The sequence below is a fragment of the Flavobacterium sp. 120 genome, assembly GCF_003633605.1.
In the GTDB taxonomy this organism is placed as follows: Bacteria; Bacteroidota; Bacteroidia; order Flavobacteriales; family Flavobacteriaceae; genus Flavobacterium; species Flavobacterium algoritolerans.
On sequence record NZ_RBKZ01000001.1, the window covers coordinates 2,192,712 to 2,208,572 of the forward strand.

The 15,861-nt window shown below is 35.9% G+C and carries 5 protein-coding genes; 1 reads left to right on the forward strand and 4 read right to left on the reverse strand.

Features of this window, described 5'->3' with window-relative positions:
* Positions 1-313 precede the first annotated feature (313 nt).
* Positions 314-1,630, forward strand: coding sequence for an ammonium transporter (locus C8C87_RS09375; protein ID WP_099714980.1), 1,317 nt, complete (start codon positions 314-316; stop codon positions 1,628-1,630).
* 427 nt (positions 1,631-2,057) lie between these two features.
* Here C8C87_RS09375 and C8C87_RS09380 read toward each other — a convergent pair whose 3' ends face one another.
* From C8C87_RS09380 to tilS, 4 genes are all read right to left on the reverse strand, one after another.
* On the reverse strand, positions 2,058-10,118 hold the full coding sequence (locus C8C87_RS09380; protein ID WP_121342420.1) for an MBG domain-containing protein: 8,061 nt from the start codon (positions 10,116-10,118) through the stop codon (positions 2,058-2,060).
* 414 nt (positions 10,119-10,532) lie between these two features.
* A complete protein-coding gene (locus C8C87_RS09385) occupies positions 10,533-12,380 on the reverse strand; it encodes a CocE/NonD family hydrolase (protein WP_121342421.1) in 1,848 nt (615 codons plus the stop codon).
* 136 nt (positions 12,381-12,516) lie between these two features.
* Entirely contained in the window at positions 12,517-14,550 is a 2,034-nt protein-coding gene (locus C8C87_RS09390) for a thioredoxin family protein (RefSeq protein ID WP_121342422.1), read from the reverse strand.
* A complete protein-coding gene (gene tilS / locus C8C87_RS09395; RefSeq protein ID WP_121342423.1) occupies positions 14,550-15,860 on the reverse strand; it encodes a tRNA lysidine(34) synthetase TilS in 1,311 nt (436 codons plus the stop codon). The genes C8C87_RS09390 and tilS overlap by 1 nt, the downstream gene beginning before the upstream one ends.
* Between the last annotated feature and the right edge of the window lies 1 nt (position 15,861).

Sequence of the window (15,861 nt, forward strand, 5' to 3'; positions counted from 1 at the left end):
AAAAATTGCATCAATTGTATTCATTTCGATTGGTGCATTTTTTTTAATGATATTCAACTTTTAGTATAAAAAACAGAAGCGTTAGGATATAGACTTACTAATTCTTAAAATAATTGTTATATTATCTCCTAAAAAGATAATTTCTCTTAACCTTACTTTAACAAATTGCAAATTTTAACTTTAAATTATAATATACCCATAATGAAATAGGGTCTAGATTAAAAAAATGACAAAAATAAAACATTAAGTCATATTTTTAAAGGGGCTTATTAATGATTTTTATATTTTTATCGAAATTTAAAACTAAAAAACAATGCGAAAAATTATTTTAAGTGTGATATTAATCACGATTTTGGTATTAACCCTTTGTTCAAATTATTTCATAATTGACAGCCCTGCTCCAACAGAAGCTGTAAAATTTGATACCGGCGACACAGCTTGGATGATTGTTGCAACTGCACTTGTATTGATAATGACACCAGGTCTTGGTTTTTTCTACGGGGGAATGGTAGGGAAAAAGAATGTCATCAGTACTATGCTTCAAAGTTTTATGGCAATGATAATTGTTACTGTTTTATGGGTCGTTGTTGCCTTTGGTTTATCATTTGGTCCTACAATAGGAGGAATAATTGGTAATCCATTACCTAATTTGTTTTTTCAAGGTGTTAATACAAATACCGCATGGAGTCTTGCTCCTACAATACCTTTTATGTTGTTTGCTTTATTTCAAGCAAAATTTGCAATCATTACACCTGCCTTAATAACAGGAGCTTTTGCAGAAAGAATTCGTTTCTGGGCTTACCTATTATTTATGGTATTATTCATATTACTTGTTTATGCTCCATTAGCACACATGACTTGGCATCCAGATGGTGTTTTCTTTAAAATGGGAGTATTAGATTTCGCTGGAGGAACTGTAGTTCACATGAGCGCTGGATGGGCTGCACTAGCTGGAGCAATTTTCTTAGGAAAAAGAAAAATACAAAAAGTTAACCCTGCACGTATTACTTATGTATTGTTAGGTACTGGTTTATTATGGTTTGGATGGTTTGGTTTCAATGCAGGTTCAGCATTAGGATCTAATGGTTTAGCTGTACAAGCATTAGGTACAACAACTGTAGCTGCTGCTGCTGCTGGAATGGCTTGGGTATTTCTTGATAAAATTCTTGGACACAAACTTTCTGCAATGGGAGCTTGTATTGGTGCTGTTGTAGGTTTAGTAGCTATTACTCCTGCTGCAGGTTTTGTAACTATTCCTCATGCAATGTTCATCGGTATATTTGCCAGTATTGTTAGTAATCTAGTGGTTAGTAAATTCCCTAAAGGTAAAATTGATGATGCTTTAGATGTATTTGCTTGTCACGGTGTTGGTGGTATGGTTGGTATGCTATTAACAGGTGTATTCGCTTCTAAAACTGTTAACTCAGTAGTAGGAGACAACCAAGGACTTATCTTTGGTGATGCAACATTGTTTTTAAACCAATTAACTGCATTAGTTATAGTTTCAGTATTTGCATTTTCAGCATCTTATTTCCTTTTCTTTATTGTAAACAAAATAACTCCACTAAGAGTAAGTGAAGAAAAAGAAGAATTAGGTTTAGATATTTCTCAACACGGTGAGTTTCTATAAATCGATTTTTATACAATAAACTAAAAAACACTCTGAGTTATTCAGAGTGTTTTTTTTTGCTTAAAAGCAAAGAAACATATTGAATTTCTTTTCCATCTTCAAACTTTATTTTACCATTAAGTAAAATATGTATGGTTTTCTAATAAAACGAAATATCTCTCTTATTTACCTTAATAAAATCTATCCATTACAAACAGTAGACTCCATTACAAACAAGTTCATTTAGGCTTTCAATGTATTAATTACTTCAATAGAAATTGAATTGAAATCATTTCATTGAAAACTTACACATACCCATTAAATATTATAAATTCCCTTTTTCAAAAAAACTAAAATTATAAAAACAATAAAATTAGTATATAAAAAAAACTCCATCCCAATTAATATTGAAATGGAGTTAATTTAAATCATGTAATTAAAATGAGCTTTATTGTTTTATCAGTCTCACTGTTTTTTGTTGAGTGCCTTGATTGATAATCGCAATATACGAACCTGATGAAAGCTCTTCACCAAACTTGATTTCTTTGCTATCACTATTTTGAATATGTTTCACCATTCTACCTAATATATCATATACAATCACTTCTGTTTTTTCACTGGTACCGCCTTTTATGTCAATAATAAAATATTGCGCAGAAGGGTTTGGATATGCTGTTATAGCGAATGGCACAATTTCTGGGTTTTTCTCAACAATTACCACTTTTGCAGCTCCATTTTTCTTCACTTCATGTATTACTATAGAACCACCACCAATTGCTGTTGTTGCATCGGCATTATCCGCAGCACCAATCTGGTTATCATATACAACCCCTGCTCCATTCCAGATTTTTATTCTAAATTTATCTGTTACGCCAGTTGATTTCTTTTCACCATCTATTGCAGATACCATAAAACTATAGCCTGGTACTCCGTTTATAGTTCCTTGACCTTTATAGATAGCTTGTGCACCAGCAATGACCAGTGACATAGCTTCGTGACTACTACTAGAGAAGTTTAAATTTCCTGTTTGAAATTGAAACTCTGTATTTCCATCCACTTGCGTATTTCCTTTTTTATATTTGGCATTAAAACCAAAATTAGCTTTTCCGGTAAGAGTTGGGTTTGCTGTATAAGCCCCTAAAGGAGACATAATCCATCCACCACCTGTTACAAATCCACCATTTGGATCATATACTGCAAGATAGGCCGATGAATCTGCACATCCATTTCCTGCTATGGCTTTGACCTGATATACTTCTGTTTGAAGACCCGTAACACCTAGGGTAGCAATACCTAAAGCATTAGTTGAACTTGTTCCTTTTAGTACCGTATCAAGGTAAAATGAAACAGATACACCTGCAACTTTTGGTGTAATAATAGCACTCAATGTTGCTGTTGTTCCTAAAGCTACCGGTGCATTACTGGCACTGGCATCGATACTGACATTGTTGACTTTCAAGATTCCATCTATATAATTAAAGCTATAATTATTATCCGCACAACCTGATGCTTTTATTACATAATCACCTACAGCACTGGTAATGTCCGCAGAAGTAGTTATTATTGGAAGAACATTTAATACTGCAATAGTTTCTTCATTAACAAAACCAACAATACTTACTGTTAAAGGGGGATTCATCTGTCCACAATATTTAGATTTATCATCAGCAGTGATGGTGATCAATTTCTTGTTAATTGTCAACACGGCATTCGTTGGCGTAACTGAATAGTTTGGGTTCAATCCAAGTGTGATCGCGATTGGATAATCGCCAACATCTGAAAATTGTGTCGCCGTTGTAGCCAAACTATAATCCAGAATGTCATTGTTTACTGTTCCTGCAACAACTGCGCTAAATGATGGATTTGCATCTCCGTATGTTTTAGTTTTTGCTTCTGCAATTACAGTAGCCGATTTTTGACCAATTGTCAACACGGCATTCGTTGGCGTAACTGAATAGTTCGGGTTCAATCCAAGTGTGATCGCGATTGGATAATCACCAACATCTGAAAATTGTGTCGCCGTTGTAGCCAAACTATAATCCAGAATGTCATTGTTTACTGTTCCTGCAACAACTGCGCTAAATGATGGATTTGCATCTCCGTATGTTTTAGTTTTTGCTTCTGCAATTACAGTAGCCGATTTTTGACCAATTGTCAACACGGCATTCGTTGGCGTAACTGAATAGTTCGGGTTCAATCCAAGTGTGATCGCGATTGGATAATCACCAACATCTGAAAATTGTGTCGCCGTTGTAGCCAAACTATAATCCAGAATGTCATTGTTTACTGTTCCTGCAACAACTGCGCTAAATGATGGATTTGCATCTCCGTATGTTTTAGTTTTTGCTTCTGCAATTACAGTAGCCGATTTTTGACCAATTGTCAACACGGCATTCGTTGGCGTAACTGAATAGTTTGGGTTCAATCCAAGTGTGATCGCGATTGGATAATCACCAACATCTGAAAATTGTGTCGCCGTTGTAGCCAAACTATAATCCAGAATGTCATTGTTTACTGTTCCTGCAACAACTGCGCTAAATGATGGATTTGCATCTCCGTATGTTTTAGTTTTTGCTTCTGCAATTACAGTAGCCGATTTTTGACCAATTGTCAACACGGCATTCGTTGGCGTAACTGAATAGTTCGGGTTCAATCCAAGTGTGATCGCGATTGGATAATCACCAACATCTGAAAATTGTGTCGCCGTTGTAGCCAAACTATAATCCAGAATGTCATTGTTTACTGTTCCTGCAACAACTGCGCTAAATGATGGATTTGCATCTCCGTATGTTTTAGTTTTTGCTTCTGCAATTACAGTAGCCGATTTTTGACCAATTGTCAACACGGCATTCGTTGGCGTAACTGAATAGTTCGGGTTCAATCCAAGTGTGATCGCGATTGGATAATCACCAACATCTGAAAATTGTGTCGCCGTTGTAGCCAAACTATAATCCAGAATGTCATTGTTTACTGTTCCTGCAACAACTGCGCTAAATGATGGATTTGCATCTCCGTATGTTTTAGTTTTTGCTTCTGCAATTACAGTAGCCGATTTTTGACCAATTGTCAACACGGCATTCGTTGGCGTAACTGAATAGTTTGGGTTCAATCCAAGTGTGATCGCGATTGGATAATCACCAACATCTGAAAATTGTGTCGCCGTTGTAGCCAAACTATAATCCAGAATGTCATTGTTTACTGTTCCTGCAACAACTGCGCTAAATGATGGATTTGCATCTCCGTATGTTTTAGTTTTTGCTTCTGCAATTACAGTAGCCGATTTTTGACCAATTGTCAACACGGCATTCGTTGGCGTAACTGAATAGTTCGGGTTCAATCCAAGTGTGATCGCGATTGGATAATCACCAACATCTGAAAATTGTGTCGCCGTTGTAGCCAAACTATAATCCAGAATGTCATTGTTTACTGTTCCTGCAACAACTGCGCTAAATGATGGATTTGCATCTCCGTATGTTTTAGTTTTTGCTTCTGCAATTACAGTAGCCGATTTTTGACCAATTGTCAACACGGCATTCGTTGGCGTAACTGAATAGTTCGGGTTCAATCCAAGTGTGATCGCGATTGGATAATCACCAACATCTGAAAATTGTGTCGCCGTTGTAGCCAAACTATAATCCAGAATGTCATTGTTTACTGTTCCTGCAACAACTGCGCTAAATGATGGATTTGCATCTCCGTATGTTTTAGTTTTTGCTTCTGCAATTACAGTAGCCGATTTTTGACCAATTGTCAACACGGCATTCGTTGGCGTAACTGAATAGTTTGGGTTCAATCCAAGTGTGATCGCGATTGGATAATCACCAACATCTGAAAATTGTGTCGCCGTTGTAGCCAAACTATAATCCAGAATGTCATTGTTTACTGTTCCTGCAACAACTGCGCTAAATGATGGATTTGCATCTCCGTATGTTTTAGTTTTTGCTTCTGCAATTACAGTAGCCGATTTTTGACCAATTGTCAACACGGCATTCGTTGGCGTAACTGAATAGTTCGGGTTCAATCCAAGTGTGATCGCGATTGGATAATCACCAACATCTGAAAATTGTGTCGCCGTTGTAGCCAAACTATAATCCAGAATGTCATTGTTTACTGTTCCTGCAACAACTGCGCTAAATGATGGATTTGCATCTCCGTATGTTTTAGTTTTTGCTTCTGCAATTACAGTAGCCGATTTTTGACCAATTGTCAACACGGCATTCGTTGGCGTAACTGAATAGTTCGGGTTCAATCCAAGTGTGATCGCGATTGGATAATCACCAACATCTGAAAATTGTGTCGCCGTTGTAGCCAAACTATAATCCAGAATGTCATTGTTTACTGTTCCTGCAACAACTGCGCTAAATGATGGATTTGCATCTCCGTATGTTTTAGTTTTTGCTTCTGCAATTACAGTAGCCGATTTTTGACCAATTGTCAACACGGCATTCGTTGGCGTAACTGAATAGTTTGGGTTCAATCCAAGTGTGATCGCGATTGGATAATCACCAACATCTGAAAATTGTGTCGCCGTTGTAGCCAAACTATAATCCAGAATGTCATTGTTTACTGTTCCTGCAACAACTGCGCTAAATGATGGATTTGCATCTCCGTATGTTTTAGTTTTTGCTTCTGCAATTACAGTAGCCGATTTTTGACCAATTGTCAACACGGCATTCGTTGGCGTAACTGAATAGTTCGGGTTCAATCCAAGTGTGATCGCGATTGGATAATCACCAACATCTGAAAATTGTGTCGCCGTTGTAGCCAAACTATAATCCAGAATGTCATTGTTTACTGTTCCTGCAACAACTGCGCTAAATGATGGATTTGCATCTCCGTATGTTTTAGTTTTTGCTTCTGCAATTACAGTAGCCGATTTTTGACCAATTGTCAACACGGCATTCGTTGGCGTAACTGAATAGTTTGGGTTCAATCCAAGTGTGATCGCGATTGGATAATCACCAACATCTGAAAATTGTGTCGCCGTTGTAGCCAAACTATAATCCAGAATGTCATTGTTTACTGTTCCTGCAACAACTGCGCTAAATGATGGATTTGCATCTCCGTATGTTTTAGTTTTTGCTTCTGCAATTACAGTAGCCGATTTTTGACCAATTGTCAACACGGCATTCGTTGGCGTAACTGAATAGTTCGGGTTCAATCCAAGTGTGATCGCGATTGGATAATCACCAACATCTGAAAATTGTGTCGCCGTTGTAGCCAAACTATAATCCAGAATGTCATTGTTTACTGTTCCTGCAACAACTGCGCTAAATGATGGATTTGCATCTCCGTATGTTTTAGTTTTTGCTTCTGCAATTACAGTAGCCGATTTTTGACCAATTGTCAACACGGCATTCGTTGGCGTAACTGAATAGTTCGGGTTCAATCCAAGTGTGATCGCGATTGGATAATCACCAACATCTGAAAATTGTGTCGCCGTTGTAGCCAAACTATAATCCAGAATGTCATTGTTTACTGTTCCTGCAACAACTGCGCTAAATGATGGATTTGCATCTCCGTATGTTTTAGTTTTTGCTTCTGCAATTACAGTAGCCGATTTTTGACCAATTGTCAACACGGCATTCGTTGGCGTAACTGAATAGTTTGGGTTCAATCCAAGTGTGATCGCGATTGGATAATCACCAACATCTGAAAATTGTGTCGCCGTTGTAGCCAAACTATAATCCAGAATGTCATTGTTTACTGTTCCTGCAACAACTGCGCTAAATGATGGATTTGCATCTCCGTATGTTTTAGTTTTTGCTTCTGCAATTACAGTAGCCGATTTTTGACCAATTGTCAACACGGCATTCGTTGGCGTAACTGAATAGTTCGGGTTCAATCCAAGTGTGATCGCGATTGGATAATCACCAACATCTGAAAATTGTGTCGCCGTTGTAGCCAAACTATAATCCAGAATGTCATTGTTTACTGTTCCTGCAACAACTGCGCTAAATGATGGATTTGCATCTCCGTATGTTTTAGTTTTTGCTTCTGCAATTACAGTAGCCGATTTTTGACCAATTGTCAACACGGCATTCGTTGGCGTAACTGAATAGTTCGGGTTCAATCCAAGTGTGATCGCGATTGGATAATCACCAACATCTGAAAATTGTGTCGCCGTTGTAGCCAAACTATAATCCAGAATGTCATTGTTTACTGTTCCTGCAACAACTGCGCTAAATGATGGATTTGCATCTCCGTATGTTTTAGTTTTTGCTTCTGCAATTACAGTAGCCGATTTTTGACCAATTGTCAACACGGCATTCGTTGGCGTAACTGAATAGTTTGGGTTCAATCCAAGTGTGATCGCGATTGGATAATCACCAACATCTGAAAATTGTGTCGCCGTTGTAGCCAAACTATAATCCAGAATGTCATTGTTTACTGTTCCTGCAACAACTGCGCTAAATGATGGATTTGCATCTCCGTATGTTTTAGTTTTTGCTTCTGCAATTACAGTAGCCGATTTTTGACCAATTGTCAACACGGCATTCGTTGGCGTAACTGAATAGTTCGGGTTCAATCCAAGTGTGATCGCGATTGGATAATCACCAACATCTGAAAATTGTGTCGCCGTTGTAGCCAAACTATAATCCAGAATGTCATTGTTTACTGTTCCTGCAACAACTGCGCTAAATGATGGATTTGCATCTCCGTATGTTTTAGTTTTTGCTTCTGCAATTACAGTAGCCGATTTTTGACCAATTGTCAACACGGCATTCGTTGGCGTAACTGAATAGTTTGGGTTCAATCCAAGTGTGATCGCGATTGGATAATCACCAACATCTGAAAATTGTGTCGCCGTTGTAGCCAAACTATAATCCAGAATGTCATTGTTTACTGTTCCTGCAACAACTGCGCTAAATGATGGATTTGCATCTCCGTATGTTTTAGTTTTTGCTTCTGCAATTACAGTAGCCGATTTTTGACCAATTGTCAACACGGCATTCGTTGGCGTAACTGAATAGTTTGGGTTCAATCCAAGTGTGATCGCGATTGGATAATCACCAACATCTGAAAATTGTGTCGCCGTTGTAGCCAAACTATAATCCAGAATGTCATTGTTTACTGTTCCTGCAACAACTGCGCTAAATGATGGATTTGCATCTCCGTATGTTTTAGTTTTTGCTTCTGCAATTACAGTAGCCGATTTTTGACCAATTGTCAACACGGCATTCGTTGGCGTAACTGAATAGTTCGGGTTCAATCCAAGTGTGATCGCGATTGGATAATCACCAACATCTGAAAATTGTGTCGCCGTTGTAGCCAAACTATAATCCAGAATGTCATTGTTTACTGTTCCTGCAACAACTGCGCTAAATGATGGATTTGCATCTCCGTATGTTTTAGTTTTTGCTTCTGCAATTACAGTAGCCGATTTTTGACCAATTGTCAACACGGCATTCGTTGGCGTAACTGAATAGTTTGGGTTCAATCCAAGTGTGATCGCGATTGGATAATCACCAACATCTGAAAATTGTGTCGCCGTTGTAGCCAAACTATAATCCAGAATGTCATTGTTTACTGTTCCTGCAACAACTGCGCTAAATGATGGATTTGCATCTCCGTATGTTTTAGTTTTTGCTTCTGCAATTATTGATAAAGAGGCCTTTAATATGTTAATATTTACAGTCTTTGTAGCAATATTATAATTTGCAGTATTTGTTGGTGTGAAAGTAACTAATAAAGCCTGGTTATTACCTGCATTTAATATAGTTGCTAGCGGCGGTGTGTAGACAAAAGTCCCTTCAACAGAAGTAGTAGCGTTTAATTGAACTCCACTTAAAGCGGTTCCATAAGTTATGTCTGTAGGATTATTCCAAATTATTATAGGATCTACTTTAGCAGCTAAACTATACGCTGCATTTAAGGTTGTAACACCATTCCCATTATTACCGCTACTAAATGAAACTGAAGGTGCAGAATAAATAACTCCATTTAAAAGTATATCTTCAAAGTTAGCAACAATTGTTTGATTACTATTAACAGCTACATTGGGAGTTAAAGAAGGTCCAGGATAGATATATGTTTTAGAACCAGAGCTAATTGTAGCATTAGTAATAGTGCTTTTTATAACATAATTTGCTTTTACTGTAGGTGTACCACTAAGCCCCGAAGCAGAAAAATTCACATTTGCATCCGTAAAATTCCTTGTTGCAATTAATCCTGAGGTTTGTCCTGTTGCTGTTAGCAAAAAGGCGACTCCAATATGGTTGATTTTTATTAAAAATTGATTGTTATAAATATTACCGCTGGAGTCAGCTACAGTAGTCATATCATGCGGAAGAAGACATGTTGCCGGCTTAGGTGTTTCATCAAAATGCAACGTTACGGTCTCGCCCGGTGTCCATCCTGTTCCAGTAATAATTACATACTCTCCGGGACCATAATCATCTTTGTCGGTAGTTACCGTTGCTTGACCAAAAGCAACACTTGCAAAAAATAAATTTGCAGCAAGAAAAACAATCGTTAAAAAATGTGATTTGAGTAGAAATGTTTTCATATTTATTTAATTTAAGTAATAAAATAACAGATATTATACGCCTAACTATAAAATGCAGAACCAATAGAATATGTCCCTAATAGCCAAAGTTTTTTAATAAAAAGCATCATTACAATTGTCTAATTTTCAAAAACTTAAATACTAAATTATATAATTAAGAATACATTAATCTTATTTTTAATACATTTTCGATTAAAGGAATAAAAAAAACTACCAACTACATCTTTTATATTTTTTTAGAAGAAATAAAAAAAATAATTAAAAAAACAGTGCCCTTTTATGACTGTTTTCTGTTTCAATTATTAAAATTCCATGAAACAAATTACAGGAAATCACTTTAGATTTATAACTAAAAAAAGGCTGTCTTTACAGACAGCCTTTTTTGAATTTTGATATTTATTTTACTTTTAGTCTTTATTTTAAAACCGTAAACTCAATTTTTGAATCATTAAAAATTCTATGCGTTTGTTTCTGAAAATCCTCTGGTTTAGCATAAAATATATTGTCTACAAACGTTTGCGGATTCAAATCAATTAACGGAAACCAAGTACTTTGAACTTGAATCTGGATTTTGTGTCCTTTTTTGAACGTATGAAAAACATCTTGCAACTTGATATTTACTGCCGTTTTCTCATTGGCAACAAAAGGCTCTGGTTTTGAAAAACTGTTCCTGAAACGACCTCTCATTACTTCACTGCGCACCATCATATGGTAATTACTCATCTTTAAATAAGGAGCAACTTCTTTTGTTTCCGGTTCATCATTCGGGAAAACATCAATCACTTTTACAATCCAATCTGCATCAGTTCCTGTAGTGGAAACTTGCAATTTAGCCAAAATTTCTCCAGCCAATGTAGTGTCATCAGCCAAAACCTCAGTTTCAAAAACTAGCACATCAGGACGTCTCGCCGCAAAACGCTGATCATCCGTCATGTATTTTCTTGGCGTAAGCCCTTGCTGTTTAATATCCTCAGAATAAGGAACCGGTTTTTTAGGATCACTGATAAATTCTTCAAAGGCAAAATTCTTCTTTGCCATTTTTGACAATCGGTTATCTTGCAAAAAGAAATCTTGCTTTGCAGTATTTTGAGGAGGCCAAACTGCAAAAGTCTGCCACTCTTTTCTACCAGTATCAAAAACATAGGCTTCCGGTAATTTGTTTTCACCTTTCCCATTATTTTTCAAGAAATGACGGAAGAAATTAGCTTCAATATTTTTTTGATAATATCCGGAAATACTGTCGCCAAAATTAATATTACCAATCACTTGTTTTGCAGAATTTCTAGCCCAATCACCATGACTCCAAGGTCCCATAACTATTGTATTGTAGTTTTTACTACTCTTTTCAATGGTACTATAGGTATTTAAAGGACCATATAAATCTTCGGCATCAAACCAACCTCCTACTGTCATTACAGCTGGTTTTATATTTTTTAAATGTTGTAAAATACCACGTTTTTGCCAAAAATCATCATAACTAGAATGGTCTTTCAGTTGCTGCCAAAATTCATCTTCCTTACCGTAATACTTGTCTAAATTAGACAAAGGTCCTGCATCCAAGAAAAACTGGTAGTCATCATTAATACCTGTATTCGTGAATTTATACCAAGGTTCCGTAGTACGTTTTGTTTTTTGAGGTCCAAATAATGGCGTTACTTTCCAATAACTCAACAAATATGCTCCATTATGATGAAAATCATCAAAAAAGAAATCAGCAATACAAGCCTGTGGAGAAACTGCTTTTAATGCAGGATGATTACTTAATAAAGAATAAGTGGCATAAAATCCAGGGTAAGAAATCCCCCAAGTCCCAACATTCCCATTATTATTAGCCACATTTTTAACCAGCCAATCAATCGTATCATACGTATCCGAAGCTTCATCGATATCTTTTTTTCCTTTTTTATTTGGAATAAAACCACGCATATTATCGTATAAACCATCGCTCATGAACCTTCCACGAACATCTTGATAGACAACAATATATCCTTCTTTCATCATGGTTTCACTTGGAGAAATACTTCTCTTGAACTGATTTTCTCCGTAGGGTCCTGAATTATAAGGCGTTCTTTGCATTATAATTGGATATTTTTTAGAAACGTCTTTAGGGGTGTAAATCGAAGTAAATAATTCTGCTCCGTCACGCATTTTGATATGCACTTCTTTTTTGGTGTAATTATCCGCAACATAATTTGCTGCTTTATCTTGGGCAAAAAGAATTGCGCCAATAAAAAAAAGAGAAATGCTAAGTAGTTTTTTCATAAGTTTTCTTGGATTAAATAATTTTTAAAGATAAAAAATCTCTCCAAATAAAACCTACATAAATATAATTTTATATGCTATAAAAGCAACGTTTAAAAATATCTTTAAAGTCCAAATCAGGAACAAAAAAAAAGGCCTATTCGGCCTTTTTAAATCGATCAATTCCTTCTCTTAACCAACCTTTGTAGGCATTGATATCTGAGTTATAACTTTCTGGTTTGTCAGATAACATATTTCCTTCCTTGTCTAAAATGATGTAATACGGTTGTGCATTGGCTTTAAATTTAGTGATTTGAAAATCACTCCATTTGTTTCCGACACTTACAATTTCTTTACCCGTTTCTTTGGATACATATTGCTCGCTTTTTGGTAATTCTCTTTTATCATCCACATACAAAGAAATCAACACTACTTCATCTTGTAATATTTTTAAAATCGCAGGGTCTGACCAAACGTAATCTTCCATTTTTCTGCAATTCACGCAAGCATATCCTGTAAAATCAAGCAAAATAGGTTTGTTTACTGATTTGGCATAAGCCAATCCTTTTTCATAATCTTCGAAAGCAATAAGATCGTGTGGTCCTAAATGTGCGCCTTCCGGCAAAATTTGGGATGATGCATTCGAACCACCTTTTGAGTTTCCTACACCGTATGGGCTTTCACTATACGTCATTGGAGGTGGAAAACCAGAAATTAATTTTAGAGGTGCTCCCCAAATTCCGGGAATCAAATATATTGTAAAAGCCAAAATTACTAATCCCAAAGACAATCTTCCCACCGAAATATGATTCATAGGGCTATCATGCGGAAGCGTAATTTTTCCGAATAAATAAAAGGCTAATGTTCCAAAAATAGCAATCCAAATTACTAAGAAAACTTCTCTTTCCAAGAAATGCAATTGCAATACTAAATCCGCATTTGACAAAAATTTGAATGCCAATGCCAATTCTAAAAATCCTAAAACCACTTTAACGGTATTCAGCCATCCACCTGATTTTGGCAATGAATTCAACCAACCCGGGAACATGGCAAACAACATAAAAGGTAAGGCTAAAGCCAATGAAAATCCTAACATTCCAACAATTGGCGCAATTCCCCCTTTAGAAGCAGCTTCAACCAAAAGTGTTCCTACGATAGGTCCAGTACAAGAAAAAGATACAATCGCTAATGCCAAAGCCATGAATAAAATTCCAATTATTCCGCCTCTGTCGGCTTGATTATCGACTTTATTAGCCCAGGAATTAGGCAACATAATCTCAAAAGCACCCAAAAATGAGGCAGCAAAAACAACTAACAGAATAAAGAAAATAATATTAAACCAAACATTCGTAGACAACGCATTCAATGCATCCGCACCAAAAATCCAAGTCACTAAAAAGCCTAAAACTACATAAATGAATATGATGGCAATTCCATAAATAATAGCATTTCTTATTCCTTTCGCTTTTGTTTTACTTTGTTTTGTAAAGAAACTTACCGTCATAGGAATCATCGGGAAGACACATGGCGTAAGCAATGCAGCAAATCCAGATAAAAAAGCAATGAAGAAAATAGACCACAATCCTCTTTGTTTTGAAGGTTTAGAATCTAATACAGGAACTTTTTCAGGAGTAACAGTTCCTTCCCTAATTACATCTGTATTTACAACTGCAGTGTCAACTTTGGCTGAATCTATTGCAGTTACATCAGATGCTACAGAAGCTATTTCGGCTGTTTTGGAAGCTGCGGGAATCGTAAAGGTGAAACTTTTCTCCATATTGATGCACGCTTCTTTACAAACCTGATAATTCAAATTGACTTCAATTTTTGTAATCTTTGGGTTTGTAATTGTAATTTCTTGTTGAATTTGAGCTTTTTTCTCAAAGTACGTTTCATTAACTTCAAAAATATCATTGAAAGCAGTAGTTGTTTTGCTTTCTTTGGCTTTACCAACTAAATTAAAGTTACCTTTTTGATTTTTGAAAATAATTTCCAAAGGCAAAGATCCGCCTTCAGCTGTAAATTGGGAATACATATGCCAATCTTTTTCTATGATGGCATTAAAAGTAAGTATATAATTATTCTCTGATTTTTTTTCAATTTTGGTGGTCCATTTTGCAGGATCAAGAATTTGGGCATTTCCATTGGCAAAAGCCAAAAAAGCAATAAGTATAAATAGTAGTTTCTTCATTATTCTAATTGTATTTTAAGTATATTCTTTGTTGTATTATCTATTCTAAAGCGTTCATCTTGACGAACATCAATAATCCAAACTATTTTATCATTCGAACATAAAAGCCAGGTGTTTTCCTTTTCCAGTAATGATAATTTTTCATCTTTAAAAAGCTTGCTCACTTTCTTCGATTTACCATTCATCCCAAAAGGTTGAAAACTATCTCCCTCGCTCCAATGGCGCAAAATCAATGGATATTGTAATTTATCAGCGTCCACAAAGATAGTTTTATTTGAAACGATACTAATGTCAGCTACTTTACAAAATGAAAGATTTAAGGGAATATTAACTTCTTTTTGATTTTCAGCAATAGAATATTCCTCCTTTTCATTTGCAGAATTTATCGGGCTTAGGATTAAAGAATCTCTGTCTTTCAATAATCGGAATTCAGAAGAAAAAACGTATTTCCCAGATTGGCTTTCGACCAAATCATAAATATCATCCCAAGCCGAAAATTCAAATTCTTTCAGCCATTGGTATAAATACGATTTATAATTTGGTAATTTTTTTAATTGCTGCAAATCAAAATAAATAGCTTCATTATCTTGCTTTGCAACTTGCTGATAAATCATGATAGAAGCATCTTCAACCATAACTTGTGCTTCTTGCAAATAGGTTTGCGTTTTATGAAAGGAAGAAAGAAAATTAGGATTCAATTCCTTTAACATTGGAACCAAATGATGACGAATCTTATTACGAAGGTATTTATCTGATGCATTACTGCTGTCTTCGCGCCATTGAATGTTATTTATTCTGGCATATTCTTCCACTTCCTCTTGGCTAAATGCCAAAAGTGGACGAATTACTTTTTCGTTCTGTTCTGGAATCCCTGTCAAACCCTCTAAACCTGTTCCTCGACTGAGGTTGATTAGGAAAGTTTCCAAATTATCATCGGCATGATGCGCGGTAAGAATATAATCGAATTTTTCAGTTTCCAATAATTCATAAAACCAGTTGTAACGCAACTCGCGAGCAGCAACTTGTGTAGAAATTTTATAATCTTCTGAGAAAGCTTTGGTATCAAATTGTGTTACAAATACTGGAATATTATTTGTAGCAGCATAGTCCTGAACAAAATTTTGATCTTCAAAACTTTCCATTCCACGCAATTGAAAATTACAATGTGCGATTCCTATTTTATAATCTAATTGCTGCAACAAATGAACCATAACCATACTATCTTTCCCGCCGCTTGTGGCAAGAAGTATTTTTTTTCCGTTCAAGAACTGAAAATTATGAAGAAGATGGTTTTGGAATTTCTGTAGCATG

Bases quoted from the DNA above. Each gene is read 5' to 3' on its own strand.
- C8C87_RS09380 (WP_121342420.1), bottom strand. From the start codon at position 10,118: ATGAAAACATTTCTACTCAAATCACATTTTTTAACGATTGTTTTTCTT.
- tilS (WP_121342423.1), bottom strand. From the start codon at position 15,860: ATGCTACAGAAATTCCAAAACCATCTTCTTCATAATTTTCAGTTCTTG.
- C8C87_RS09390 (WP_121342422.1), bottom strand. From the start codon at position 14,550: ATGAAGAAACTACTATTTATACTTATTGCTTTTTTGGCTTTTGCCAAT.
- C8C87_RS09385 (WP_121342421.1), bottom strand. From the start codon at position 12,380: ATGAAAAAACTACTTAGCATTTCTCTTTTTTTTATTGGCGCAATTCTT.
- C8C87_RS09375 (WP_099714980.1), top strand. From the start codon at position 314: ATGCGAAAAATTATTTTAAGTGTGATATTAATCACGATTTTGGTATTA.